This window comes from Cohnella rhizosphaerae (assembly GCF_029525575.1).
Taxonomy (GTDB): Bacteria; Bacillota; Bacilli; order Paenibacillales; family Paenibacillaceae; genus Cohnella; species Cohnella rhizosphaerae.
Genome location: NZ_JAPDIA010000008.1, coordinates 717,633 through 741,984, shown reverse-complemented (window position 1 = coordinate 741,984; position 24,352 = coordinate 717,633). Strand labels below are relative to the sequence as shown.

Here is a 24,352-nt window from a genome sequence, read left to right as displayed (position 1 = left end):
CGATAGGTTGGACAGGACGCCGCCTCGTGCGGCGCTCCGCGGCTTCAAGACGAATGAAGGAGCGACAGCTTGATGAACGCGAATGAAGGCTCGATGGAACCTTGGATGGAAGAGCTGCTGCAGGAGGGCGCGTTCGGCGAAGGGCAGCCGGTAAAGACCGAGAAACAGGCGCGCATTTTGGCCGCCGCGATCGAAGTTTTTGCCGAGAAGGGCTACGCCGGGTCTTCCACGAGCGAGATCGCGCAGCGCGCAGGCGTCGCGGAAGGGACGATTTTCAGGCATTACAGGACGAAAAAGGACCTGCTCGTGTCCATCGTCACGCCGGCGATGATGCGATTGATGGCGCCGTTCGTCATTCGCGGATTCGGCGACGTGCTCGATGCCGAGCACGACAGCTTCGAGCAGTTCGTCCGCCGGATGATCGACAACCGCATCGCGTTCGCGAGCCGCAACAAGCGGTTGTTCCGCATCGTCGCCCAGGAGCTTCCCTTCCATCCCGAGATGCGCGAGCAATTCAAATCGATCATCCTGACGCAGGTGCTCTCTCGCTTGACGACCGTGATCGAGAAGTTCCAGGGGGCTGGCCAGATCGCGCCCCTGCCCGCGCATACGGTCGCTCGGCTGACGGCCTCCGCGCTGATCGGCTACGTGCTCCCCCCGAATGCTCGTGTCCGGTGAATCCGGATGGGACGATGCGGCTGAGCGCGAAGCGACCGTCACCTTCTTGGTCAAGGGCCTGTCACCGTAGTTTAGGCTTCGGCCGGCACGGGTATATTTTAAGGTTGCGTACGCGCCAATTTTGACGGAAAGAAGGGATTCAGCTTGATCGTTACCTTTCTCGGACATGCCTGCGTGAAGCTCGAAAAAGACGGCCGTTCACTGATCATCGACCCCTACCTGACGGGCAACCCGTTAGCGGCCGCATCCGCGGACGACATTCAGGCGGACCACATCCTGCTCACCCACGGCCACGGCGACCATGTCGGCGACACGGTATCCATCGCGAAACGCACGGGCGCCCAGGTCGTAAGCACGCCGGAGCTGGCAACCTTTCTGGGCTGGCAGGGCGTCGCCGATACGGTCGGCATGAATATCGGAGGCACGTACGACCTCGGCTATGCGAAGGTTAAAATGGTGCAGGCGTTTCATAGCTCCGGCTACACGCTGGCGGACGAGCAGCGCATCGTCTACTTGGGGATGCCGACGGGCCTGATCGTCACCTGGGGCGGGCTCACCATTTTGCATGCGGGCGACACCGGACTTTTCGGCGACATGAAAATGATCGGCGAACGCCACGACATCGATCTCGCGTTCATCCCGATCGGCGACCATTTTACGATGGGGCCCGCGGATGCGCTGACGGCGGCCGAATGGCTGAAGCCGAAGCAGGTCGTGCCCGTTCACTACGACACTTTTCCGCCCATTCGCCAAGACGCGAACGCTTATGCGCAAGCGCTCGGTCAAAAGGGCATCCAAGGCACCGTGCTCAAACCTGGAGAACGTTTGGAGCTGTAAGCGGGACCGCGTGCACGAAAATAGACCCGAACGTCCGGCGCATGGCGCCGGTGTCGGGTCTATTTCTTTTTCGCGGACCAAGGATCAAGCATAGAACAGGTAGTAGACGGCCACGCCGATGGCGATGCCCCACAGCGCGCCGGCGAATACTTCGATCGGCCGGTGGCCGAGCAGCTCCTTCAGCTCCTTGACCGGATGCAGCTCGCCGTGCAAATCGGGCATTTTGCGCAAAAACCGGTTCAGCACGGATGCCTGCAAGCCCGCGTGCCGCCTGACGCCGGCTGCGTCGAACATAATGATCATCCCTACGACGGCCGCGATGGCGAATGCAGCCGAGCCGAGCCCCTCCTCGATGCCGAGCGCGGTCGCCAGCCCCGCCATGGCGGCGGAGTGCGAGCTCGGCATGCCCCCGGTGCTGAAGGCCATACCGCCCTGCCATGAGCGTCTGCCGACGAATTGGATCGGCACCTTGACGGCCTGCGCCGACAGAATGGAGACGATCGCTGCGACGAGCGGAAAGTTGGCGAATATGGACATGACGACGGTCTCCCTTCTCTCGCGTGAGCGCTACCGATACGCGGCGGCAGCCAATAGAGCTATTATAGCTTATTACACCGGAGGACGGACAACCGATTCGCCGCCTGTCAGCGGGGCTTCGACTTCACCTTTTTCACGAGCGCGGGCAGATGCTTCATCGTGCGGAGCATGTCTCCCTTGCACATCGGGCACTTCTGCGCCTCGGTCGCGAATTCCTCGCGCACCCATGCCTTGCAGTCGGGGCTTTTACACTTCCAGATCTTCGTTAAATACAGCTTGCCGCCTTCATCTTGCGATGCCAATCTCGCATGCCTTCCTTTCAAAACCGGTTTAAAGTCAACTGACCTAATATAGGACGTTCTGCCGCAAGAGTCAAGTTCGCGTCGCAGGCGTTCCGCCCGACAGGCCAGGCGCGGCGCCGACGCCGAATTGGCTCTCGAACATCCGGTAGTAAGCGCCGCGCCTAGCCATCAGGTCCGCGTGCGTCCCCCTTTCGGCGATGCCGCCTTCCGCGACGACGAGGATCTGATCGGCACCCCGGATCGTATTGAGCCGGTGCGCGATCACGAAGCTGGTGCGTCCCTTCATGACCGTCAGCAGCGCCTCCTGGATCTGCAGCTCCGTCCTTGTGTCCACGCTGCTGGTCGCTTCGTCCAGAATGAGGATCGAAGGTCGCGCGAGCATCACGCGGGCGATCGCAAGCAGCTGCTTCTGCCCTTGGCTTAAGCTGCCGCCGTTCTCGGCGAGGGTCGTGTCGTAGCGTCCCGGCAAACGCCTGACGAAGGCGTCCGCGCCGACGAGCCGCGCCGCCTCGATCATCTCATCGTCGCTCGCGCCGGGATTGCCGTATTTGATGTTGTCGCGAATCGTCCCGGAAAACAAGTACGTATCCTGAAGTACGACGCCGAAGGCGCTTCGCAGGCTGCTCCGCGAATAATCTCGGATATCGCGCCCGCCGATGCGGATCTCTCCTTCGGTCACGTCGTAGAACCTGTTCAGCAGCTGCACGATCGTCGTCTTGCCGGCCCCGGTCGGTCCGACGAGCGCGACGCTGGTGCCCGCCTTCGCCTCGAAGCTCACGTTATTTAAAATCGGTCGCGCCGGGTCGTAGCCGAAGGAAACGTCATCGAAGACGACGTCCAGCGCGCCCGGCCGAAGCTCGGCGGCGTCCGGACGGTCGGGGCGCTCCTCCGCTTCGTCGAGCACCTCGAAGACGCGTTCGGCGCCGGCTACGCCGGATTGAAGTACGTTATACACGTTCGCGATGTCGTTGAGCGGTCGCGCGAATTGCCTTGAATAGCTTAAAAAGCTGGCGATGACGCCGACCGATATATGGCCTTTGACAGCCAATACGCTGCCCACCACGGCCACCGTCGCGAAGCCGATGTTGTTGATGACGCTAAGCAGCGGCATGAGCAGGCCGGACCAGATCTGCGCCCGGATGCCGATCTCGCTTAAGGACCGGTTCACCTCGTCGAACTCGGCGACCGAGCGGCGTTCCCGGCCGAACGCCTTGACGAGCGCCAGCCCGGTGACGCTCTCTTCGATTTGTCCGTTCAGCCTGCCCAGGTAGGCTTGCTGTTCCTTGAACAGCTTGCCCGTCCTTCGGGTGACGACGCGCGCCAGCAGGTAGACGAGCGGCACGGTCACGAGTCCGGCCAGCGTCAGCAGCGGGCTTAAGACGAGCATCATGACTAGGGAGCCGACGATGGCGACCGCTCCGGCCATTAGCTGGACGACCGTCTGCGACAGACTCGCGCTCACGTTGTCGATGTCGTTGGACAAGCGGCTCATGAGCTCGCCGTGCCTGCGCGCGTCGAAGTAAGACAGCGGCAGCCCGTGAAGCTTGGCGAACAGCCCGCTCCGCAGCTTGCTCACGGCGCGCTGGGAGACGCCGGCCATCAGCCAGCTTTGGACGAACGTGAGCGAAGCGTCCATCGCGAACGCAGCGGTCATTAGAGCGAGGAGCACGTGCAGCGCGCCGAAGTCGACGCTTCCCTGTCCGTGCATCGCATCGATGGCGCGGCCGATCAAGTAAGGGCCGACGAGCGCGGCGCCCGCGCTCGCGAGCGAGAACGAGAAGACGACCGCGAGCAGCCTGCGCTCCGTCCGCAGATACGACAGCAGGCGGCGAACCGTCGGGCGGAACGCCTTCGGCTTTTGGACGGGCCCTCCTCTTCCCCGGGGACCGGCTCCGCCGCCGCCCGGGCGAACCGGCGCGGCAGGCGCTGGAGGCCGCTCGCTTGGTCGATCAGATGCCCGAGACATGCGGGATCGCCTCCTCTCCGAACTGCGAACGGCATATATCGCGGTATACGGCGCAGCCGAGCAGCAGCTCGTCGTGCGTGCCGAGTCCGACCAGCCGTCCGTCGTCGAGCACGGCGATCCGGTCGGCGTCGATGACCGAAGAGATGCGCTGGGCGATAAGCAGGCAGGTCAGCTTCGAGCCGTACGCCTTCAGCGCCGCCTTGACCTTGCTCTCCGTGACGGCATCGAGCGCGCTCGTGCAGTCGTCGAGGATTAAAATTTGCGGCCGCCGGATCAACGCGCGCGCGATGGACAGCCGCTGCTTCTGGCCGCCGGACAAATTGACGCCGCCTTGGCCGAGCATCGTATCGTAGCCGCCCTGCAGCGTCATGATAAATTCGTGGGCGCAGGCCGCGGCGGCCGCCGCCTCCAGGTCCGACTGCGAAGCCGTTTCGTCGCCCCAGCGCAAATTGTCCGCGATCGTGCCCGTAAACAGCACGGTGCGCTGCGGCACGATCGCCACCTTTTCGCGCAGGACCGATACGTCCAGCTGCCGGTGATCGACGCCGCCGATGCGCAGTACGCCTTCGGTCTGGTCGTACAATCGCGGGACCAGACTCACGAGCGTACTCTTGCCTGCGCCGGTCGATCCGACGATAGCGAGCGTCTCGCCGGGTTCGCAGGCGAGCGTCACGCCGCTCAGCGCGCGCTCCCCTCCCGACCCTTCGTACGAAAACCCGACGTCTTCGAAGGAGACGCCAGCCGCAGCCGCAGAAATGGCGGCAGAAGGAGCCGGAGGCGGCACGGCCGCGCCCCTCCCTTTCGCGCCGGATCCGTCGTCCGTGGATGCGGACTCCCCCCTCGGGCAACGCCAGCACCTCCGCGATTCGGCCGGACGAAGCGCGCGCGCGAATGAACATATTGAACACCCAAGAGATCGTCATCAGCGAAAAGAGAATCTGCGTCATGTAGTTGACGAAGGCAATAATGTTGCCGACCTGCATCCCGCCCTCGTTCACCCGGATGCCGCCCAGCCAGACGATGGCGACGACCCCCAGATTCACGACGAGCGCGATCGCCGGACCGAAGCCGGACATCGCGCGAAGCGTCGTCGTCGAACGCATCCGATATTCGCCGTTGATCGTCTCGAATTTGTCCGATTCGTATGCGGCGCGGTTGAACGCCTTGACCGATCGCACGCCGGACAAATATTCGCGCATCGCGCCGTTCAGGCGGTCGAGCGCCGATTGCACCTTGAGAAATAACGGGAATCCGACGCGCATGTTCAAAACGATGAGCAAGACGACGAGCGGCACGACGACGACAAGCACGAGCGACAGCTGCGGGTTCAGCCGGACGGCCATGAAAAGCCCGCCGACGCAAAGGAGCGGCGCCTTGGCGAATATCCGCATCATCCCGTTGGCGAAATTCTGTACCTGGGTGACGTCGTTCGTCAGCCGGGTCACGAGCGAAGCCCGGTCGAAGCGGTCCGCGTCGCGGAGGGACAAATATTGGACGCGGCGGAAAAGATCGCCGCGCAGATCCGCGCCGAAGCGCTGCGACACGCGGCTCGAGACGACGTTGCGTCCGAGCGCCGAGAGCGCGCCGACGGCGGTAATCGCCAGCATCCAGCCGCCGTACCTCGCCACGACATCCAGCTCGCGCGTTAGCACGCCCCGGTCGATCATGTGGGACATCAGCGTCGGCAGCAGCAGGTCGCATACGCCTTCGAGCGCGACAAGCGCGAGCGACAGCGTAAAAAGCAGGCCGTATTTCGATGCGTATTTGCGCAAATAGTCCAACTCGCTTGCCTCCCGTCCCCTTTACTTGCCGGCCGGGCGCCAGATCAGGAGCTTCGGCTCGGTGAGCTCCCCGATCGCGTACCGGACGCCCTCGCGGCCGAGACCGCTCTGCTTGACGCCGCCGTACGGCATATGATCGAGCCTGAAGGTCGGGATGTCGTTCACGAGCACGGTCCCGGCGACGAGCGCGTCCATCGCCAGCATCGCCGCATCGATGCGGTTCGTATAAATGCCGACCTGGAGGCCAAAGTCGGAATCGTTGGCGCGGCTGACGGCCTCCGCGATCGTCCGCACTTTATTCACCATTACGACGGGAGCGAACGCTTCTCGCCGCGACAGCTCGGCATCGTCGGGCACGCCGGTCAGCACCGCCGGCGGAAGCACGCCGCCATTCGGCGGGCCGCCCGCCAGCAGCATGGCGCCTCTGCTCACGGCGTCGTCGATCCAGTCCGCGGCTCGCTTCGCCTCCCGGGGCGCGATCATCGCCGAGAGGTCCGTCCTCGGGTCGAGCGGGTCGCCGACGACGAGCTTGGAAGCCGCGTCCGCGATGCGCGCGGCCAGCTCGTCCGCGACGGCCTCCATCGCGTAAATCCGCTGCAGCGAGATGCAAACCTGTCCCTGGTAGCCGAACGCGCCCTCCGCGCAGCGACGGGCCACCGCCTCGATATCCGCGTCGTCGTCGACGATGAGGGCGCTGTTCGAGCCAAGTTCGAGCGTCACGCGCTTCAGGCCCGCCCGGGCGCGAATGGCTTCGCCCACGGCGGCGCTGCCCGTAAACGAAACTGCGCCGACGCGCCGGTCTGCGACGATCTGCTCGCCGACGCGCTTGCCGTCGCCCGTCACGACGTTCAGCGCCCCGCCCGGAAGCCCTGCTTCGTGGAGCAGCGACGCGACGAAAAAGGCCGACAGCGGCGTCTGCGGCGCAGGCTTCAGCACGACCGCATTGCCCGCGGCCAGCGCCGGACCGACCTTGTGGGCGACCAGGTTCATCGGAAAATTGAACGGCGTAATGGCGCCGACGACGCCGATCGGCTCGCGCTTCGTATAGGCGATGCGTCCTTCGCCTCCGGGCGCCGCGTCCATCGGAACGGTCTCGCCATGCAGCCGCTTGGCCTCCTCGGCCGCGAACTTGTAGGTGGCGGCCGTGCGGTCGATCTCCGCGTACGCGGCTTTGAGCGGCTTCGCCGCCTCAAGGGCGACGATGCGCGCCGCCTCTTCCCTGCGCTCGGTCAGCAGATCCGACAGCCGCTCCAGGATCGCCGATCGCCGGTACGCCGGCAACGCCCGCATCGCCTTGGCGGCCTCCGCAGCGGAGGCGATCGCCCGGTCCACGTCCTCCGGAGCGGCATCGGCAATCTCCGCCAGCTGCGCTCCATCGTAAGGAGCCGTTAATACGACGTAAGACTCCGTCTCATATTGGGCGCCGCCGATCCACAAATGCTTGCGCAAGATCATTTTGCATCGCTCCTTCATAAAAAAGGATGTTAAACAACCATACTTCCAAGAATAGCACTTGCCGCGATGCGGTTCAAAAACAAACGCTGCCGATCGGACCGAAGCAGTTCTTCATCCGATCTTCATGTACCCGCCCGAGGTTTATGTTAAGATGAACTCAGAATTTAAATTAAGTCTAAATATAATATTTGGAGGGGATTTTTTATGAACGCAACCAAACAAGTCGAACAACTAACCGTCGTCCTGAACCGTCAAGTCGCCAACTGGACCGTGTTGTTCACGAAGCTGCACCATTTTCACTGGTACGTCAAGGGCAGCGAATTTTTTACGCTTCATTCGAAATTCGAGGCGCTCTATGAGGATGCCGCAGCGCGTATGGACGAGACCGCCGAACGTCTGCTCGCCATCGGCGGCCATCCCGTCTCGACGCTGAAGGAAAGCTTGTCGCTCGCGACCGTAGACGAAGCGTCAGGCGGCGAATCGGCGGCGCAAATGGTCGGCATCGCGATCGCCGACTATGCCAAGCTCGTAGAAGAGCTTGCCGCCGGCATCGCATCGGCGCAAGCGGCCGGGGACGAAGCGACCGCCGATCTGTTCATCGGCCAGACGGCCGACCTGCAGAAGACCATCTGGATGCTGAACGCGTTTCTCGGCAAATAAAGACGCAAAACGGCCGCTCCTTCGAAGGGAGCGGCCGTTTTTATTTTCGGTAGGCAAGCCTTCCGGATTCGGCTGCATGACGCCGGTCAGCTTTTCGTTCCCAGCAAGTCCGCGACCAGCTTCGCGTAAGCTTGCGAGCCGGCTTTGCCCAAATGCACGCCGTCCTTGCCGAAGTACTCGTCGTGGCCCGCGCTCGCGCCGTACCAGTCGCCGATCGAGACGTTCGGATAGTCGGATGCGACATCGTTCAGCATGTCGTTCACGGTATCCTGCCATTTGCGCGGGACGCGGGTGTTCATCAAGATCACTTCGTCCGCGTCGGCAAGCGCGTCCAGCAGCTTCGTCAGCTGTTTTTTCGTAAACGAGCCGTTCGTGCCCAGCTCGACGACGACGCGATCGCCAAGCTGCGCGTTGCGCTTAAGCGCATCGATCTCCGCAGGCGCCTCACGCATCTGCCGGCCGACCTCGCCGTCGACGACGATGCCGGGCAGCAGATCCTCCAGATAAGGCTTTACGTTCAGCATGACCGAATCGCCGATGACGGTAATGCCTGCTCCGCTGCGCGGCTCCGAAGCACTTTCGCTTCCCGGACTCTCCCTCCCCCTGCGCTTTGCTGCGGCGCCGGAGAGCCGGACGGCGTCGGCGAAGGCGATTGCGCGTGCTGTGCAGGCGGATTGGCGCCCGGAGATGGCTTAGGCGTCGGTTCGGACGCCGGCTTGGACGTCGGCGTCGCCGTCGGACCGGATGTTGGCTTGGTCGTCGGCTCGGACGTCGGCTTGGACGTCGGATCCGAGGTCGGCTTCGGTGTCGGTTTGGACGTGCCGACAGGACCTTTGACGGGTCGCACATCCGCGCCTCCGTTTCCTCCGCCGGCTGCCGGACCGCCCGAAGCATCGTCGGCGTCCGGGCCGGAGCCCGCGATAACGCCGGTTCCGTCCGAAGCGACAGCCTTAGCGCCCTCACTCAGCGGCTGCGCGCCGCCCGTGCAGGATACGCATAGCAGAATGAGCGCCGCGACGGACAAACACGCCGCCGGACGGCTCGGAGCGGACGGACGACCGGATCGGATGCCGCTGCCGAAGCTTGCTGCGGCGGCAAGCAAACCGTCCTTGACGGCGGCCAGACCGCGGCGTCGAATCGGATTTTCGACGAAGCGGTAGGAAAGCGCGGCCAGCGCGACGCTGACGGCGAGCTGAAGCGCGATGCGAAGCGGCTCCGGTCCGTCCGCGTTCACTTGCTTCTCGCTTAGGGCGATGACCGGATAATGCCACAAATAGATCCCGTAGGACCGCTTGCCGATCCAGCGCATCGGTCCGCAGCCCAGCCAGGCGCCAAGCCGGCTATCCGGATGAGCGAGCGCGGCGACGAGCGCCGCCGCAAGGAGCGAGAGCACGACCAATCCGCCCCGGTACAGGAAAGAATCGTATTCGCTCGTGTAGCGAATCATGAGCAGGATGCCCGCAAGTGCGGCAATGCCGGCACCGTCCAGACCGACCCGGTACCGCCCCGGCAAACCCGCGGACAGTCTGCCGCTCGGCCAGACGAGCGCGAGCGCCGCGCCGATCAGCAGCCCGAACGCCCGCGTGTCGGTGCCGTAATAAATACGGCTCGGATCGGCTCCGGGCACGTACAGCGCGGCCATCAGGACGGCCGACGCGGCGGCTGTCGCGGCGATGGCCAGCGCCGTCTTGCCCCGGCGTCCGAACAGGGCCGCCGCCGCCGGCAGGAGCAGCGGCCACAGCAGGTAGAACTGCTCTTCGACCGCGAGCGACCATAGATGTCCGAACGGCGAAGGCGGCCCGAAGCTCTCGAAGTAAGACACATGATGATAGATTAAGTACCAATTGCTTGTATAAGTGACGGCCGACCACACGTCGCCTGCCAGCGACGGCAGCCGATCACGGTCGAATAACAGTAAATAAAGCGATACGGCGGCCATGACGAGCAGCATGGCGGGCAGCAATCTGCGCGCGCGGCGAACCCAGAACCGTTTCAGGTTCAGACGGCCTTCCCGGTGGAGCTCGGAGGCGATCTGATCCGTAATGAGGTAACCGGACAGCACAAAGAACACGCCTACGCCCAATAGGCCTCCCGAGGCCCAGTCGAAGTCCAGATGATAGGCGATGACCGCGATGACCGCGATCGCTCTCAGACCGTCCAGACCCGGCATGTAGCGGGATGGTTCTGCTTTAGTTGTATGCATGCTTAGCGGACTCCTTTGGCAGCTCTTGACACTTGCTTGGATAATCGGATTGATTCTTCGTTAAAACATCGTTCGTCGTTCGATAGCCCCTTTGCCGGGGATGGTGCCTTTGCCGGTGCGAAAAAAAAATCCGGGCGATGCCTGATCATGCGGCGTTCTAGCGGTCACTTGCGTGTCAAGGACTAGCGCTGCGTTCGGTCTAACATCCGACTATGCGACTGCTCCGGCATCCCTCCCCCTTGTCCAGCCTATCGGACAAATTTCCAATGATTTTGACATTCAATCATTAGACGGCGCACCCCTGTCCATTGTTCAAGAAAAAAAAAGATTTTTTTTAATGATTTTTGTATACCGAAAAGAGGCTGACCCTAAGGGGAGGAAACCGCGATAGGCACATGGGGAACAACCGGGTTTTAGCCAATCTGGAACGGGCCGCCCGCAAACCGCGATCGAGCTGTCGGATCGGGGCGGAAGGATACGCGCCTGGCTCCGTTGAATGTTAGAAAGACGATTAGAAGGGGGGTATTGCCATGGAGATTGAACGCCGCATTAGCGAGATGGGCTTGTATCTGCCTGAGCCGGCCAAGGTGCCGGCGGACGTCATATTGGATTTTGCGTGGGCGCGCGTGCACGGGGATCGGGTTTACGTGTCCGGACACGGTCCGCAGGCGGCAGATGGCAGCGTCATCGGTCCGTTCGGACGCGTGGGGGCAGAAGTGACGGCGGAGCAGACGGCAGAGGCTGCCCGACTCGCGACGCTCGCGGCGCTGGGCAGCGTCAGGCGAGCCATCGGAGATTTGGATCGCATTACCGCTTGGTTGCGGGTCGACGGCTACGTACTGGCAGCCGGACTTTAACCGAACGACGAACGTCGTGAACGGATGTTCCGCGCTCCTTCATCGTCTATTCGGCCGCGAGATCGCCCAGCATGCCCGCACGGCGATGGGCGTCGCCGCCACGCCGCTGAGCTGCCCGGTCGTCATTGCGGCGGAGCTCGCGTTCAGAGCGTAGGTAGGTTAATAGCAAGCCTTCGAGGCCCTTCCGCGCGTGGCGATACATGATTTTGTCTTTAACGCCGGACAAGAAAGTGTATTCTCACAGAACAAAAAAGCCCAACTGCTTCGCGCCAGCATAGAAAAGCCGCTTGGGACCTTTGTTTGCGTTATGGCGCGCAGCGTACGGACTGAGGAGCCCTTATTTTTGTTTCGATCGCGCTTTGCGGACCGCTCGCGGACCCGGGAGCCCTTATCGCGGGACTGGAGACCTTTTTAGCATGAATCTGGGCGAATAACGGCTCTTCGGTCCGAAATGATCGCGAGGGCACCGTTTTTTACGAAATAGCGTCATCTGAGTCCATCAGCGTCTATCTGAGATCTGAGTTCGGTATCCTTGCCCGGCTTGCCTTCGATAACTACCGCAGTTGACGCGGACTTTATAAAATCCTATGTTCATATGCTCCGACTTCAGAGAAGAGCGCCTCTCAGTCCGATGCCCGGCTGCGCAGGCCGAAGCGCTGCCGGTAGCCGCATTTTCTGCACAGCTCCTCGACGACTTCGCGCCGGGAAAAGCCGTCGTACATGCGCTGCGCACGCTCGCCCTCGATGATGTCGGCGAAGGGTCGCTCGTGAATGTTGCCCAGATTGATGACGCCTTCGCCGTCCAGACAGCAAGGAATGACCGTGCCGTCTGACAGCACCCCCGCCTGATTGCGCAGTCCGTGGCAGAACCCTCTGCCTTCGTCCTCCGGCTCGGCGAGATCGGGCCACTTGAACTCATGGTCCTGGTTCAAATAGATGCGCTCGGCCAGCTTCAAGCCTTTGCCCCGCTCCCAGCTTTCCTCGATCGGACGTTCGAGTCCGAACGCCCGTTCGAGCAGCGCCAGAATGTCGCGATTGCGGCTTCGAACCGCGTTTTCCGCGTTGTCCAGCTCCAGATTCCACAGCCGCAGCGAGATCGTGACGCCGCTCGTCCGCACCGCCTCCTTCGCGAAGGCGACGATGCCAAGCACGTAATCATCCTTGTTCGGCTCTTCCATATGCGGCCCTTCGCTGTGCAGCGAAAAGTTGATCTGCCTCAGCGCCGGCTTGCCGAGCAGCTTCGGTCCCGCCTTGTGGAGGAGCGTGCCGTTGGTCGTCAGATTCACCTTAAACCCTTTGTCGTGACTCAGATCCATCAGTTGATCCAGCTTCGGATGAAGCATCGGCTCTCCCTTGACGTGCAGGTAAATATGATCCGTAAAGGGCTTGACCTGATCGAGCGTATGCGCAAAATCTTCGATCCGGATGAATTTCGCCTTCCGTTCGGTCGGCGGACAGAACGAGCAGGACAGGTTGCATACGCTCGTTATTTCGATATAAAACTTTTTTGAATCTTTTCAAACGAATGTCGCTCCTTCCGGGCGTCCGGCTTCAGACGCCTCTCGCCCTTCTGCGTTCCCGCAGCAATTGGGCCGCGAAAATGCCGGACAGCGCCGCGCAAAACAATAAATAGGTTCCGATAAGCACGCGGATATCGGTATCCGGGAATAAAATCGACGAGCTGACGATGCCGAACAGCCAGATGTGGGACATGACGCCGACCAGCGACGAGACCATGTAGGAGCGATGCGAAATTTTGGACAACGATGCCATGAAGGAGATGACGTTGTTCGGCATGATCGGCAGCGTACGCAGGAAAATGATCGACCACACGCCGTACTTCATGAAGTAGCCCTGCCATTTTTCATAACGATCGGCCTTCGCCTTCATCTTGCGCTCGAACCAGTCCGCGAACAAATATTTGCACGCATAATAGACGACCAGCGAAGCGACGATGCCGACGAGCCAGCTGGTGATCAGACCGTTGACCAGGCCTAACGCGGAGATCTGCAAAAAAATAAGCGTGGAAAAAGGAAATATGCCGAAAAAACCTTGTATGATCGCCAGAGGCACGGTGAGGAGCAGCACATAAAACCCCTGAAGGTTGGTCGTCTCCAGCAGCCAGTCTATGGCACTGTTAATCATATCGCTCAAGCTCCGTTCCTCCTTCGCCCGCTCTTCGGTTTGCTTCCCCCGTCATCGTTTTTACGCGCAAACTCTTCTTGTACCTTACCATGATGGCAGCCATGCAAGCAAAAAAGATTATACGCCGGACAGGACCGATCGATGCATCGCAAGCTTTCGTTTTTGACCGGAAGCCCGCTTTTTCACTAAAGATTTCCTTAAAGCGGCGATTTTGCGTTTGCGAAACGCCGTTGCGGTGTACATTCAACAAAGAAGTACCGCATTTATCTGCTTTGAACATCCGACAGAAAAAAGGGAGAGAGAGAAGTCATGAAAAACAAGGCGAATCGAACGAATTCCTACTTAAAATGGACGGCTCCGATAGGTCTGGCGCTGATCCTCGCGGCATGCGGAAACGGCAAGGACAACAATGAAACCGCTGCGACGGACAGTCCTTCCGCCACGGCGACCGCAAGCGTCTCCGCCAGTCCCAGCGCCAGCGTGGACGCGAGCGCAAGCCCCAGCCCGAGCGTTGATGCCGGTTCCGCATCCGAACCCGCCGCTCGACCAGCCGGGGAACTCAAATCGGGCTTCGAGCTGTACGAAGACGCCGACGACGGCTACAGCATCCAGTATCCGAAGGATTGGACCGTGCAGACCGACATTCAAGGCGTGAGCGCCGCTTTTCTGTCGCCGGCCGACGGCGATTCGGATCCCTTCAAAGAAAACGTGACGCTGGTCGTCCAGGAGCTGGGGGGCGCCGCTACGGGCTCGCTCGATCAATACGCGGCCGAGACGCAAAAAGCGCTTGAAAAAATGATTACGAACTTCAAGCTCGTCAGCTCCGAGAAGTCCGACGCGGACCACGCCTTTTTCCTCGAATATACCGGTACGCAAGGCCAGTTCGACCTGCATTGGCAGCAGGCGGCGATCATCGACGACGACAAGGCGTATATCGTCACCTACACGGCCGAACCGGGCAACGTGGAAAAATATCAGGATACCGTCGGCGAAATGATCGACACGCTCTCTTACGAGTAACCGCGCAAAAAAGATGCCGGAACGAATGCCAAAGGGACCGAAGTCCGCTTGCGAAGCGGACCGGTCCCTTTTTCACGGCGCATTCCTTTTTACTTGAACGATTTCCAGTCGAGGCGGCTGTTGTCCAGCAAATGCCCGAAGTCGCCGTCAAGCCGCTTCTCCTCGGCCCGCTTGGCCTCCGCTTCGGCCGCGCGCTTTTCCTCCGCCTGCTTCCGGTCTTCTTCCTTGATCGAATCCGCGTGCGCCTTCAGCTTTTGCAGCGTCTCCGCGCTGAGCAGCTCCTTCAGCGTCGATCCCGCCGCCGCCGGTTGCGCTTCACGGGCTTCCGGCCTGCGCGGCGCGCCCGATTTTTTCTTCGCCATCGCGATCACCTCGGTTTCTATTATAGCGCGGTTGTGGAAACTTCGTCCTGCAGGTATAATGATCAAACAAATGTTCGCATGCCTGTCCGCGCGATCGGCAATTCAGTTACGGAGGCGCACATCATGAAAGGTTCTACCCATCTGATCATCGGTCTCGTCGTCGGCGGCGCCGCCGCCTGCTATTATCCGCCCGGTCCCGTTCAGTCTTCCGCCTACGTAGCGGCCGCCGCCTTGTCCGCGCTCGCGCCCGACCTGGACGGGACGAATATGCTGAGCGCCAAGCTCGGCGGCCTCTCCAGAGCGATCCACCGCGGCGCGCTCGTCGGCGGCGTCGTTGCGGCCGCGGCCGCGCTTTACCTTTACGCGACCGGCCAGCCCGTGCCGGCGGTGCTCGGCTGGATCGGCATTCCGCTCATGCTCGTGCTCATGTCCGTTTCCTCGGGCACGATCCGCAACGGCCTCGTCTCCCTCGTCGGCATCGGACTGGCCGTCGCCGGCTACCGAAGCGGCGAGACGTGGCTCATCGGCCTCGGCGCTTATACGGCATGGGCGCCTTGGCTGAAGCATCGCGGCATGACCCATACCGTCTGGGCGCTGGCGATCTGGTACTGGCTTGGCCGGGAGCTCGAGACCGAGCGGGACATTCCCGGCATCGCCATCGTCGCGGCGGCAGGCTATGCCTCCCACTTGGTCGCGGATACGCTGACCTCGCTCGGCGTCAAGTGGCTGTATCCGCTCTACCGCAAGTCGATCAAGCTCCCTTTCTTTTGAACGCTCGGCCCGTCCTTGTCCCGGCTTATCGTTTGGGAAGCAAGCGGACATAGCGGTCCGACAATCCCATCAGCTTCATAATATAATCGTAGTCGCTCCGGTAAGGCGACAGGTCGTCGACTCGCTCCAGCGTGTCCAGCGATACGGCCGTGCCGTCTTCGAATCCCGCACCCGGCACGTACAGCACTTCATCGTTAAAAAAAGGAGCCCGTCGGCAAGTAATAGCGGCTGCCGACCACGTTCCGGTCGATATTCAGCAGGTCGTGACCGAAGGCGACGACGCCGGCGTCGCGCGGCTTCTTCCCGAGCAGGTTGGCGATCGTCGGCAGCATGTCGAGCTGCCCGCCGACCTGCTCTACTCTCTTCCCGGTCGGCTGACCGGGCGTATGCACGATAAACGGAATATTCATCCGGGAGATGCGCGAATCGTACTGGATGCCGAGGACGCTGCCGACCCATTGCGGATCGTTGTCGTCCGGCTGCAGGCCGTAATGGTCCCCGTAGACGGCGAGCGTCGTCCGGTCCCACAAGCCTTCTCTTTTAAGCCCTTCGATCAATTGGCCGATCGCATAATCGGTATAATTCGCCGCGATCAAATAATCCCCGAGCTGCGTGCCTTCCAGCGCGTCCGGCACCTTCAGTCTTCGGCGGTCTTCGGGCACCTTGAACGGAAAGTGGCTCGAAGCGGTCACGAATTGCGCGTAAAAAAGGCGTTCCCGCCTTGCTCGTCTTCGCCAGCTCCTCGACGCCGAAGCGGTACAGCTCTTCGTCGGACGCGCCGAACTCGTTGAAGTGGTCGTTCTCATAATAGGGCCGATCGAAATACCGGTCGAAATGAAGCGCCGGATACAGCCGGTTGCGATCCCAAAACTTGACGTCGTTCACATGGAACGTAAACGCCTTGTAGCCGTCCCGCTGCAGCAGCCGCGGAAGGCTCGGCAGCGCTTTGTCGCCGAATCCCGTGGACATCGCGATCTTCGCGGTCGGATAGATCGACGTGTTCGCCATGAACTCGGCGTCCGATGTATTCCCCTGTCCGATCTGCTGGTAGACGCGGGGGAAATAGTACGATTCGTCCGCCAGCTTGTTCAGCACCGGCGTCACCTCTCGCCCGTCGACCTTCAGATGAAGCGGGAAGTTTTGAAACGCCTCCAGCTGCAAGACGATCAGATCGCTGCCGGCAGCTTCGCCGAAATGCGCCGGCGCCGCGCCCGCGCTTTTTCGATAGGGGAACGACGCTTGCAGCGCGTCGATCTCGCTCACGGTCTGCGCGAGATCGGCCGCCGACGCTTGGCGGGATTCGCGGCCCGCCTTGATCGCGGCAATGACCTGATAGCTCAGGAAGCCTTCGCGGTCCGCGGCGGCCAGCTCGTTGTCGATGCCGAGTCCCTGGCGGACGCCTGAAGCGACGATGCCCGCGCAGGCGACGAGCGCGACGGCGGCCAGCCATCTGCGGGCGGCGGGCGCTGCGGCGCGAATGGCCGAACGCCTTCGCAAGACGAAGCCCGCCGCCGCCCATAAGGGCAGATCGGCGAAAAACGAATAGTACAGCGGGTCCATCGTCGATTGCACGCTGGCCTGGACTTGCGGAACCTGATGCAGCTCCAGGAGCGCCGTATACGTCGGCATCGAGCCGAAGTGAGCGAAATAAAGCGTCGCCGCGAACAATATCGCGGAGACGAGGGCGTCGAGCAGCCAGCAGGCGATGCCTCGGCCGCGGCCGGGCAGCATCAAGGCCACAAGACTCGTCAGTACCGCTACCGCGGCCGCGTCGGCGCCGATATGGCGCCAGGCGACCTCGCCGAACGTAAAGTAGCGAAGCAAACCCAGTTTGATCCACAGGAGAGCGGTCAGGACGACATAAACCGAAGGCGCCCGGCGCAAACGTCCGATCGCCGTTCTGCCGTTCGGCAAGCCGGCGGAAGCGGAGGCGCCGCCCGCTTCCGGTCCGATACCGCCGTCCGCGCGGTTACCGTTGAGCCGTAACATAAGCGATCAGCAGCGCCGCAGTTCCCATTATGGCGTCCGCGTGCGTGCGCTCCATGCCGTGCGAGGCGTGCACGCCGGGACCGATGAGCGCGGCGCGCACGTTGCTGCCGCCCCGAAGCGCGGCCGTGGCGTCCGAGCCGTAATGCGGGTAAATATCGACCGCATGGGCAATGCCTTCCCGCTTCGCGAGCTCGACGAGGCGCGTCGTCATGCCGTAGTCGTACGGCCCCGACGAATCTTTGGCGCAGATCGAGACATCCCGTTCCGTCGCGGACAGATCGTCGCCGAGCGCGCCCATGTCGACCGCGATCAGCTCCTCGATATCCGCGGGAATCCAGGCGGCGCCGTGCCCGACCTCCTCGTACGTCGAAAAGACAAGCTTAAGCGTCCTGACGGGCGCCCGGCCGGTTCGCTTCAGCCATTCGAGCAGCCCGAACAACGCGGCGACGCTCGCCTTGTCGTCCAGATGGCGAGATTTGATCCAGCCGTTCGGATACATCCTTGTCCGGGGATCCCAGGACACGAAGTCGCCGGGCGCGATGCCGAGCGCGAGCGCGTCGTCTTTGGCGCGGACGTCCTCGTCCAGCCGAATCTCCATGTTTTCCTCCTCGCGCTTCCATTCGCGCACATCCGCATGCACGTGAACCGACGGCTTCGTGGACAGCACCGTTCCCTCGTACTTGCGACCGTCGCGCGTATGTACGGTGCAGTATTCGCCTTCGACCGTCTGCATCGCATAGCCGCCGATCGGCGTAAACCGCAGCGTGCCCGCCGCTTTGACCGCTCGCACCATCGCGCCGAGCGTATCGACGTGCGCGGACAAACCGACGGCCGCCCCTTCCTCGCGTCCCGGCACCGTGACGATCACGTTGCCTTTGGGCGTCGTCTCGCTGGCATAGCCGAGTCTCGCGGCCTCTTCGCGCAGCATCGCGGCGATCTCCATGCAATAGCCACTCGGGCTCGGACAGCCGAGCAGACGCGCCAGCCATGCCAGTATGTAGTCCCGATCGAGCGACCGGTAAGCGGACTCCGTCATCTGAATGACCTCCTGTGAAACTCGCTGATATACTTGAATAGCTTCATGCCGTCCGGCGCCGGAAAACGGCCCGGCTCGAAGTAGCGGACCATCGCCCTGTAAGGCTCCGGCACCCAAATATATTGATGAACGTAAGCCGTGCGCGCGAACCCGCATTTTTCCCAAAACCGGATGCGGGCTTCATTTTCCGGCGTGTCCTCCGCTTCCGCTTCGATCAGAAGGCCGTCCAGGCCTTGCGCCTTGGCCCAATCGGCGATCATAGACACGAAGGCCGTGCCCGCCCCGCGTCCCCGGTCCGCCGCCCGAACCGCCAAATAATCGATCAGCAGCAGCTTCGGTTCCGCCAGAACGCCGCATACGGCCATCGCCTTCATGACGCCCTCTTCGCTGCCCGCAGCCAGAACGCCGAGCCGCTTTTCGAACATGCGGGCCAGGATCGCTTCGGGCTTGCGCCCTTCGGCCGGAAAGGCCGCGCGGTAAAGCGCCAACGCCTCGCGCCAGCTCGATTCGTCGGGCTTGTCCTGCAGCGTGAGCTCCATTCAAGCACCTCCCGAGCGTCCGATTTTTATTCCATAATATTAGTCCACCGCATTTGAAAAGTCCAACCGCGTCGCACGTCTTCGGCTCCATCTCGTCTTGCGAACAAAGGACGCTGGCGTTTTGCGGTTAAATGTGCGATTATAAATCACAGATAAATAACGCATGCTGGAAAAACAAATCCGATCGCCGAGGTGAAGGCTTTATGAAATTAAGCATATTGGATCAATCGCAAATCGCCGAAGGGCGAACCGCGACCGACGCGCTGCGCGAGACGACCGAGCTGGCCAAGGAAGCCGACCGGCTTGGCTACCACCGATACTGGGTGGCCGAGCATCACGCTTCCCATGCGCTCGCGTCCTCGAGCCCCGAGGTGCTCATCGCCCATCTTGCCGCGAATACGCAGCGCATCAAGGTCGGCTCCGGCGGCGTCATGCTGTCCCACTACAGCGCCTATAAAGTCGCCGAAAACTTTCGCGTGCTGGAGGCGCTCCATCCGGGCCGCATCGACGTCGGGCTCGGGCGCGCGCCGGGCGGCATGCCGATCTCGACCCGCGCGCTCCAGGAGGGCAAGATCTCGCACATCGACAATTATCCGCAGCAGGTTGCGGATTTGATCGGCTACTTGAACGATGCCCTGCCCGAAAAGCACAGATTCAAGGGACTGACGGCTTCGCCCTCCATCCCGACGGCGCCCGAGCTTTGGCTGCTCGGCTCGAGCTTCGGCAGCGCCGCGATCGCAGCGGAGATCGGCGCCGCCTACGGCTATGCCCAATTTTTCGGCGTACCCGACAGCGAAGTATCGGTGCAGCACTACAAGGACCGATTCAAGCCGTCCGCGCTGAACGACGCGCCGAAGCTGCTCGCCGCCGTATACGTCGTTTGCGCGGATACCGACGAGGAAGCGCGCCGCTTGGCTTCCAGTACCGAGCTGTTTTTCCTGTCGCTGGAGAACGGGCGCCTGCTCGACCGCTTTCCGAGCGTCGAGACCGCCGAAGCTTACCCATATACCGAATACGACCGTATGCGGATCGCGTCCGGCGCCCACCGCCGGATCGTCGGCACGCCGGCGTCCGTCAAGCGGCAGCTCGAGGAGATGTCCGAGCGCCTCGGCATCGACGAGCTGATGATCGTCACCGTGACGCACAGCTTCGAAGCTCGGCTGCGTTCTTATCGTCTCGTCGCCGAAGCGTTCGGCCTCGGCCCGGCCGGCATTTAAGCGCGTCCGCCCCTCATCCTCCTTTTGCGAACGACCAAAAAAGACGCGAAAAAGCCGCCTCGCAAGGCGGCTTTTTCTTCGGAATCGCGATGAATGAATGTCCCCGATCCGATTATTGCTTGTTGAACGTATCCGTCAGCACCGGCACGATCTGCGATTTGCGGGACACGACGCCCTTGAGGATCGCCTTGTTGCCGTCCAGCTTGACGCCGTAGGCCTGCTCGACGACCGCTGCGGACTTGCCAAGCGCGACGCCGACCGAATCGTTGTTCAGGATATCGGTCACGACGAACAGGAACAGGTCGAGCCCCTTCGCGGCGATGATGCCGTTCAGCTTGTCCTCGAGCTCGCCCTGGCGGGACAGCACGTCGTTCACGTCGACGGCGTTCACTTGCGCGATCTCGACCTTGGCGGCCCCCATGGAAAATTCCTTCGCGTCGAGGGAAACGAGCTCGTCGATCGACTTGTCGAGCAGGTTCGCGCCCGCTTTCAGCATATCGAGGCCGTAAGCGTCGGCATCTACGCCGGCGATCGAAGCCAGCTCGCGAGCGGCGTCGATGTCTTCCTGCGTGCAGGTGGGCGACTTGAAGAGCAGGGAGTCGGAGATGATGGCGGAAAGCATCAGGCCGGCGACGTTCTTTTCGATCTCGACGCCGTTTTCCTTGTACAGCTTCTTCAGGATCGTAGCCGTGCAGCCGACCGGCTCGGCGCGGTAATACAGCGGCGCGCTCGTCTCGAAGTTGGCGATCCGGTGGTGGTCGATGACTTCGATCACCTGTACCTGATCGATGTCGGCGGCGCTTTGCTGGCGCTCGTTGTGGTCGACCAGAATGACTTGCTTCGCTTCGGAAGCGACCGTCTCGACGAGGCGCGGAGCGGCCGCGCCGAACGTGTCGAGCGCGAACTGCGTCTCGGCGCTCACGTTGCCGAGGCGCACGGCTTCGGCTTCGACGCCCAGCTTGTTCTTAAGCGCCGCATAGGCGATCGCGGAGCAGATCGTATCCGTATCGGGATTTTTGTGACCGAAGATCAATACTTTTCCCATCTTCATACTCCTCTTTAATAGAATTGGCTTCAAAATTATAACGCACAAGAAGCGGACCAGGCAAGTCGCGCCGTCCGTATTTTGTCAGTCTTTGCGCTGGACGTACAGATCTTCCCCTTCGCTCCATTCGGCGTACAGCACGCTCTTGATGTCCTCGACGCCACGCCGCCCAAGCTCGCGGACGAGCCATCCGCCGTCTCTTCCGAGCTCGCGCAGGCTGGCCGCATCGATTCGCCCGTTGACGACGAGCGCCACCGGAAGCACGACCTCAGCGGTCGGCGGCTTCAGATCCGCTCTTTCTCCTTCCTTAACGTCGGATTTGAGCATGACGCTGAGGCTGCCGTTCGTCTCCAGCACCGCATACTCCACCTGGCCGATCGCGAACACGCCGCTCTGCCTGAGCATCGCATGCAGCTGCCCGAAGTCCAGGTTATTGCGTTTCATCGCTCCGTAAAGGATCTTGCGGTTATGTATGAGCAGCTCTGGTTTGCCGCTCGCGAGACGGCCCAGGCGCGGAAACAAGATGCTGAGCTTCTCCAGCCCGATCGACAGACAGGTCCAGAGCGCCAGCGCGTAAAGCAAGTGAACGAGCTTCGCGTCCTTGTCGTAGATCGTATTCCCGACCAGTTCGCTCAGCATGAGCGATGACACGAAGTCGAACGCGGTCAACTGGGAGATTTCCTTCTTTCCGAGCAGTCGCGTCATGGTCCACAGGCCGAAGATCGCGATGACGAGCTTGAACGTGATCATCTCAATCATGGATAAGTTCTCCTTTCCGTCCTTTGCCGGCGAATGCCTCTCATTACCCGCAACGTTCGGACGCTTAACCATGCCAAAATCCCCCCGATCGTCGCCGTCGGGGGATTCGCAAGCCATATTCGATGCGTTATGAGTTCAGGTCTTGACCGTAATAATTTTGGAGCGACTGCGCGATGCCGAGCGTGTTTTTAAGGAGCGACGATGCGCTGTAATAAATATCGCCCTGCACCATCGGGTGCGCGGCATTGTATTTAAGCTGATTAACGATCTCGCCCGCCGACTGCCAGCCGGCTTCCGCCGTGCCAAGCTTATACGTCGCATGGCCGACGTACAGCTTCACGCTCGTGCCCGCCACTTCGCCGGACCACCAATCGACCAGCTTGTCGTAGCGCGCGGCCGCATTGGACATGCTCCAGTAAATCTGCGGCGCGACATAATCGATCCAGCCTTGCCGGATCCATGTCCGCACGTCGGCGAACATGCTGTCGTACGCGGTCACGCCCGCCTTCGTATCGGAGCCGGTCGGATCGGCCGCGACGTTCCGCCATACGCCGAAGGGGCTGATCCCGAACGAGACGCTCGGCTTGGCCGCATGGATCGAGGCGCCGAGATCGCGCACGAACGTATTGATATTTTCGCGCCTCCAATCGGTCTTGAGCAGGATACGCGTAGGATTGTGAAGCGCGAACGTCGCGTCGTCGCTGAATAGGCCGCCCGAAGGATAGAAATAATCGTCCAGGTGCACGCCGTCGATATCGTAGCCGTTGACCACTTCCATAATCGTGTCGATGATGTGCTGCCGGGCTTCCGGAATGCCCGGATTGATATACGAAGCCGTACCCGTCGTCACGATCCATTCGGGATGCTGCATTGCCACGTGGTTGCCGGCGAGCGCGGCCGTTTTCGTGTCCGTATTCGCGCGGAACGGGTTAAACCAGGCATGGAACTGCATGCCGCGACGATGGGTCTCCTCGACCAGGTAAGCAAGCGGGTCGTAGCCCGGATCGCGACCCTGCGTGCCGGTGAGCACCTTGGACCAAGGCACGAGCGCCGATCGGTACAAGGCGTCCGAGGCGGGGCGCACCTGCAGGAATACGGCGTTCAAGCCCATTCGCTGAAACTGGTCCAGCATCGCCGAGAACTCCTGCTTCTGCTTGTTCGCGTTGCCGGAAGCGGCTGTTGACGGCCAGTCCAGGTTGTACACGGTCGATATCCATGCGCCGCGCAAGCTTTCGGACGTCGAACCGCCGCCGGGATCGCTGCCGGGATCGCTGCCAGGATCGGAACCCGGATCGCTGCCAGGATCGCCTCCCGCTTCGCCGCCTGCGCCTCCATTTTCGCCGCCGTTTTTCGAACGCATGACGACGGATCGAGCGGACGGGTCCCACACGACGTCGAGACCGAGATTTTCGCCGATAAAGCGAAGCGGCACCATAATCCTTCCGGCTTTGTTTTGAACGGACGCGTCAAGCGGCACCGGACTGCCGTTCACGGTCGCGGTCTTATTGCCGCTCGTAAGCACGATCTTGTCCCCGTCTTTGGCGATCGCGGCCGTCTGCGTCTTCTGCGTCCATACGATCGAAGCCCCCAGGCCTTCGCTAACGGTGCGGATCGGCACCATCGTGGCGCCGAGCTTGGGATCGATATAGGGCGGTACGTCGGCGGGCAGCTTCTCGCCGTCCAGATAAACGGTAATGTAGGCGAGCTTCGCGGCGGCCGCCGGTTGCCAGCCCGGCAAGCTCATCGACAGGGCGAACAAGAGCGGCAGCGCCAGTTTTAATATCCGTTTCAATCGAATAGCCTCCAAGCTCCCAAAGTATGATCGATATCGCTTATCGACGCTATGGGTATAGACGACAAAGCCCGCCAATTGTTGCTAAAATAAAAAACACGGCGCGATGAGAATGCTCTCATCCGCCGTGCCCTCTCTATATTGCCGCTCTATATTGCCGCATATCCGGTCATCGTTCCTGATCCGTCCCGGCGCCGGTCGACTGCGTATCCGAGGCGTTGCCGTATTCCTCCAGCGACTTCCAGGCATCCGCGTCGTCGAACCGTCCGGCCTGGCGCTGGCGATGCGCGCCGGCGCCCGTCGGGGGGCGCGTCATGACGTCCTCCTCGACCGGCCGGTAGTCATCCTGCGCCGTCTCTTCGCCAGGCACGTGCGCGATGCTGTACCGGGCGGCAGGCATC

Annotated in this window: 26 protein-coding genes and 2 pseudogenes; 8 read left to right on the top strand and 20 right to left on the bottom strand. The window is 61.7% G+C overall.

Features of this window, described 5'->3' with window-relative positions; genetic code table 11:
• The first annotated feature begins 72 nt into the window (after positions 1-72).
• Together OMP40_RS26880 and OMP40_RS26875 are read left to right on the top strand one after the other, a co-directional pair.
• The gene (locus tag OMP40_RS26880) at positions 73-678 is read left to right on the top strand and encodes a TetR/AcrR family transcriptional regulator (protein ID WP_338131247.1); all 606 of its coding nucleotides are present in this window, start codon (positions 73-75) and stop codon (positions 676-678) included.
• A 144-nt stretch (positions 679-822) separates the two neighbouring features.
• On the top strand, positions 823-1,515 hold the full coding sequence (locus OMP40_RS26875; protein WP_277535926.1) for a metal-dependent hydrolase: 693 nt from the start codon (positions 823-825) through the stop codon (positions 1,513-1,515).
• 84 nt (positions 1,516-1,599) lie between these two features.
• Here the strand turns inward: OMP40_RS26875 and OMP40_RS26870 are convergent, their stop codons facing one another.
• The 6 genes and pseudogenes from OMP40_RS26870 to OMP40_RS26850 all read right to left on the bottom strand — a co-directional run bounded on the left by OMP40_RS26870 (position 1,600) and on the right by OMP40_RS26850 (position 7,550).
• On the bottom strand, positions 1,600-2,052 hold the full coding sequence (locus tag OMP40_RS26870) for a divergent PAP2 family protein (RefSeq protein WP_277535924.1): 453 nt from the start codon (positions 2,050-2,052) through the stop codon (positions 1,600-1,602).
• Between the two features lie 107 nt (positions 2,053-2,159).
• The gene (locus OMP40_RS26865; RefSeq protein ID WP_277535923.1) at positions 2,160-2,354 is read right to left on the bottom strand and encodes a cold-inducible protein YdjO-related protein; all 195 of its coding nucleotides are present in this window, start codon (positions 2,352-2,354) and stop codon (positions 2,160-2,162) included.
• Positions 2,355-2,424: 70 nt separating this feature from the next.
• Complete coding sequence (locus OMP40_RS26860; RefSeq protein WP_277535922.1) at positions 2,425-4,320, bottom strand: ABC transporter ATP-binding protein; 1,896 nt, start codon at positions 4,318-4,320, stop codon at positions 2,425-2,427.
• On the bottom strand, positions 4,304-5,104 hold the full coding sequence (locus OMP40_RS40500; protein WP_338131246.1) for an ABC transporter ATP-binding protein: 801 nt from the start codon (positions 5,102-5,104) through the stop codon (positions 4,304-4,306). Before OMP40_RS40500 ends, OMP40_RS26860 begins: the two co-directional genes overlap by 17 nt.
• Before the next feature lie 202 nt (positions 5,105-5,306).
• Positions 5,307-5,996: pseudogene (locus OMP40_RS40495) on the bottom strand (ABC transporter permease); the annotation flags it as partial.
• A 126-nt stretch (positions 5,997-6,122) separates the two neighbouring features.
• A complete protein-coding gene (locus tag OMP40_RS26850; protein WP_277538052.1) occupies positions 6,123-7,550 on the bottom strand; it encodes an aldehyde dehydrogenase family protein in 1,428 nt (475 codons plus the stop codon).
• Positions 7,551-7,760: 210 nt separating this feature from the next.
• Here OMP40_RS26850 and OMP40_RS26845 point away from each other — a divergent pair, with 210 nt between their 5' ends.
• Positions 7,761-8,216: a Dps family protein gene (locus tag OMP40_RS26845; protein WP_277535921.1), complete on the top strand. Its 456-nt coding sequence runs from the start codon at positions 7,761-7,763 to the stop codon at positions 8,214-8,216.
• 86 nt (positions 8,217-8,302) lie between these two features.
• On the opposite strand, the gene OMP40_RS26840 is transcribed toward OMP40_RS26845, so the two are convergent.
• Together OMP40_RS26840 and OMP40_RS26835 are read right to left on the bottom strand one after the other, a co-directional pair.
• On the bottom strand, positions 8,303-8,740 hold the full coding sequence (locus OMP40_RS26840; RefSeq protein ID WP_277535920.1) for an SGNH/GDSL hydrolase family protein: 438 nt from the start codon (positions 8,738-8,740) through the stop codon (positions 8,303-8,305).
• A complete protein-coding gene (locus OMP40_RS26835; protein ID WP_277535919.1) occupies positions 8,734-10,419 on the bottom strand; it encodes an acyltransferase family protein in 1,686 nt (561 codons plus the stop codon). The genes OMP40_RS26840 and OMP40_RS26835 overlap by 7 nt, the downstream gene beginning before the upstream one ends.
• Positions 10,420-10,949: 530 nt before the next feature.
• Between OMP40_RS26835 and OMP40_RS26830 the strand changes: the two genes are divergently transcribed.
• Together OMP40_RS26830 and OMP40_RS26825 are read left to right on the top strand one after the other, a co-directional pair.
• Complete coding sequence (locus OMP40_RS26830) at positions 10,950-11,276, top strand: RidA family protein (RefSeq protein WP_277535918.1); 327 nt, start codon at positions 10,950-10,952, stop codon at positions 11,274-11,276.
• 16 nt (positions 11,277-11,292) lie between these two features.
• The gene (locus OMP40_RS26825; RefSeq protein WP_277535917.1) at positions 11,293-11,430 is read left to right on the top strand and encodes a RidA family protein; all 138 of its coding nucleotides are present in this window, start codon (positions 11,293-11,295) and stop codon (positions 11,428-11,430) included.
• 469 nt (positions 11,431-11,899) lie between these two features.
• On the opposite strand, the gene OMP40_RS26820 is transcribed toward OMP40_RS26825, so the two are convergent.
• Positions 11,900-12,772 (bottom strand): radical SAM/SPASM domain-containing protein, encoded by an 873-nt coding sequence (locus tag OMP40_RS26820; RefSeq protein ID WP_277538050.1) that lies wholly within the window; start codon positions 12,770-12,772, stop codon positions 11,900-11,902.
• Positions 12,773-12,827: 55 nt separating this feature from the next.
• Positions 12,828-13,421, bottom strand: a complete 594-nt coding sequence (locus OMP40_RS26815) for a TVP38/TMEM64 family protein (protein ID WP_277538049.1) — start codon at positions 13,419-13,421, stop codon at positions 12,828-12,830.
• A gap of 309 nt (positions 13,422-13,730) precedes the next feature.
• On the opposite strand from OMP40_RS26815, the gene OMP40_RS26810 reads away from it, so the two are divergent.
• Positions 13,731-14,441, top strand: a complete 711-nt coding sequence (locus OMP40_RS26810; protein WP_277535916.1) for a PsbP-related protein — start codon at positions 13,731-13,733, stop codon at positions 14,439-14,441.
• A gap of 89 nt (positions 14,442-14,530) precedes the next feature.
• On the opposite strand, the gene OMP40_RS26805 is transcribed toward OMP40_RS26810, so the two are convergent.
• Positions 14,531-14,803 carry a YqkE family protein gene (locus OMP40_RS26805; protein ID WP_277535915.1) on the bottom strand — a complete coding sequence of 91 codons (273 nt, stop codon included), beginning with the start codon at positions 14,801-14,803 and terminating at the stop codon, positions 14,531-14,533.
• 123 nt (positions 14,804-14,926) lie between these two features.
• Here OMP40_RS26805 and OMP40_RS26800 point away from each other — a divergent pair, with 123 nt between their 5' ends.
• A complete protein-coding gene (locus OMP40_RS26800; RefSeq protein WP_277535914.1) occupies positions 14,927-15,574 on the top strand; it encodes a metal-dependent hydrolase in 648 nt (215 codons plus the stop codon).
• A gap of 25 nt (positions 15,575-15,599) precedes the next feature.
• Here OMP40_RS26800 and OMP40_RS40490 read toward each other — a convergent pair whose 3' ends face one another.
• The 5 genes and pseudogenes from OMP40_RS40490 to OMP40_RS26785 all read right to left on the bottom strand — a co-directional run bounded on the left by OMP40_RS40490 (position 15,600) and on the right by OMP40_RS26785 (position 19,138).
• Entirely contained in the window at positions 15,600-15,761 is a 162-nt protein-coding gene (locus tag OMP40_RS40490; protein WP_338131245.1) for a hypothetical protein, read from the bottom strand.
• Between the two features lie 7 nt (positions 15,762-15,768).
• A complete protein-coding gene (locus OMP40_RS40485; RefSeq protein WP_338131244.1) occupies positions 15,769-16,380 on the bottom strand; it encodes an LTA synthase family protein in 612 nt (203 codons plus the stop codon).
• Positions 16,352-17,134 (bottom strand): annotated as a pseudogene (locus tag OMP40_RS40480) (LTA synthase family protein); the annotation flags it as partial. The gene OMP40_RS40485 and the pseudogene OMP40_RS40480, both read right to left, overlap by 29 nt.
• Before the next feature lie 409 nt (positions 17,135-17,543).
• The gene (locus OMP40_RS26790; RefSeq protein ID WP_277535913.1) at positions 17,544-18,599 is read right to left on the bottom strand and encodes a M42 family metallopeptidase; all 1,056 of its coding nucleotides are present in this window, start codon (positions 18,597-18,599) and stop codon (positions 17,544-17,546) included.
• The gene (locus tag OMP40_RS26785; RefSeq protein ID WP_277535912.1) at positions 18,596-19,138 is read right to left on the bottom strand and encodes a GNAT family N-acetyltransferase; all 543 of its coding nucleotides are present in this window, start codon (positions 19,136-19,138) and stop codon (positions 18,596-18,598) included. The genes OMP40_RS26790 and OMP40_RS26785 overlap by 4 nt, the downstream gene beginning before the upstream one ends.
• 203 nt (positions 19,139-19,341) lie before the next feature.
• Between OMP40_RS26785 and OMP40_RS26780 the strand changes: the two genes are divergently transcribed.
• The gene (locus OMP40_RS26780; RefSeq protein WP_277535911.1) at positions 19,342-20,355 is read left to right on the top strand and encodes an LLM class flavin-dependent oxidoreductase; all 1,014 of its coding nucleotides are present in this window, start codon (positions 19,342-19,344) and stop codon (positions 20,353-20,355) included.
• A 112-nt stretch (positions 20,356-20,467) separates the two neighbouring features.
• Here OMP40_RS26780 and OMP40_RS26775 read toward each other — a convergent pair whose 3' ends face one another.
• The 4 genes from OMP40_RS26775 to OMP40_RS26760 form a co-directional block, all read right to left on the bottom strand.
• Entirely contained in the window at positions 20,468-21,400 is a 933-nt protein-coding gene (locus OMP40_RS26775; protein WP_277535909.1) for a manganese-dependent inorganic pyrophosphatase, read from the bottom strand.
• Between the two features lie 84 nt (positions 21,401-21,484).
• Positions 21,485-22,159: a DUF421 domain-containing protein gene (locus OMP40_RS26770; protein WP_277535907.1), complete on the bottom strand. Its 675-nt coding sequence runs from the start codon at positions 22,157-22,159 to the stop codon at positions 21,485-21,487.
• A gap of 127 nt (positions 22,160-22,286) precedes the next feature.
• Positions 22,287-23,903, bottom strand: a complete 1,617-nt coding sequence (locus OMP40_RS26765) for a family 10 glycosylhydrolase (protein WP_277538048.1) — start codon at positions 23,901-23,903, stop codon at positions 22,287-22,289.
• Between the two features lie 217 nt (positions 23,904-24,120).
• Positions 24,121-24,351 (bottom strand): hypothetical protein, encoded by a 231-nt coding sequence (locus OMP40_RS26760; protein ID WP_277535906.1) that lies wholly within the window; start codon positions 24,349-24,351, stop codon positions 24,121-24,123.
• Between the last annotated feature and the right edge of the window lies 1 nt (position 24,352).

Coding starts and splice junctions, on each gene's coding strand:
- OMP40_RS26760 (WP_277535906.1), bottom strand. CDS start 24,351: ATGCCTGCCGCCCGGTACAGCATCGCGCACGTGCCTGGCGAAGAGACG.
- OMP40_RS26840 (WP_277535920.1), bottom strand. CDS start 8,740: ATGCTGAACGTAAAGCCTTATCTGGAGGATCTGCTGCCCGGCATCGTC.
- OMP40_RS26810 (WP_277535916.1), top strand. CDS start 13,731: ATGAAAAACAAGGCGAATCGAACGAATTCCTACTTAAAATGGACGGCT.
- OMP40_RS26880 (WP_338131247.1), top strand. CDS start 73: ATGAACGCGAATGAAGGCTCGATGGAACCTTGGATGGAAGAGCTGCTG.
- OMP40_RS26790 (WP_277535913.1), bottom strand. CDS start 18,599: ATGACGGAGTCCGCTTACCGGTCGCTCGATCGGGACTACATACTGGCA.
- OMP40_RS26770 (WP_277535907.1), bottom strand. CDS start 22,159: ATGATTGAGATGATCACGTTCAAGCTCGTCATCGCGATCTTCGGCCTG.
- OMP40_RS26860 (WP_277535922.1), bottom strand. CDS start 4,320: ATGTCTCGGGCATCTGATCGACCAAGCGAGCGGCCTCCAGCGCCTGCC.
- OMP40_RS26835 (WP_277535919.1), bottom strand. CDS start 10,419: ATGCATACAACTAAAGCAGAACCATCCCGCTACATGCCGGGTCTGGAC.
- OMP40_RS26785 (WP_277535912.1), bottom strand. CDS start 19,138: ATGGAGCTCACGCTGCAGGACAAGCCCGACGAATCGAGCTGGCGCGAG.
- OMP40_RS26780 (WP_277535911.1), top strand. CDS start 19,342: ATGAAATTAAGCATATTGGATCAATCGCAAATCGCCGAAGGGCGAACC.
- OMP40_RS40485 (WP_338131244.1), bottom strand. CDS start 16,380: ATGAGAACGACCACTTCAACGAGTTCGGCGCGTCCGACGAAGAGCTGT.
- OMP40_RS26775 (WP_277535909.1), bottom strand. CDS start 21,400: ATGGGAAAAGTATTGATCTTCGGTCACAAAAATCCCGATACGGATACG.
- OMP40_RS26805 (WP_277535915.1), bottom strand. CDS start 14,803: ATGGCGAAGAAAAAATCGGGCGCGCCGCGCAGGCCGGAAGCCCGTGAA.
- OMP40_RS26870 (WP_277535924.1), bottom strand. CDS start 2,052: ATGTCCATATTCGCCAACTTTCCGCTCGTCGCAGCGATCGTCTCCATT.
- OMP40_RS26845 (WP_277535921.1), top strand. CDS start 7,761: ATGAACGCAACCAAACAAGTCGAACAACTAACCGTCGTCCTGAACCGT.
- OMP40_RS26830 (WP_277535918.1), top strand. CDS start 10,950: ATGGAGATTGAACGCCGCATTAGCGAGATGGGCTTGTATCTGCCTGAG.
- OMP40_RS26765 (WP_277538048.1), bottom strand. CDS start 23,903: ATGAGCTTGCCGGGCTGGCAACCGGCGGCCGCCGCGAAGCTCGCCTAC.
- OMP40_RS26815 (WP_277538049.1), bottom strand. CDS start 13,421: ATGATTAACAGTGCCATAGACTGGCTGCTGGAGACGACCAACCTTCAG.
- OMP40_RS26800 (WP_277535914.1), top strand. CDS start 14,927: ATGAAAGGTTCTACCCATCTGATCATCGGTCTCGTCGTCGGCGGCGCC.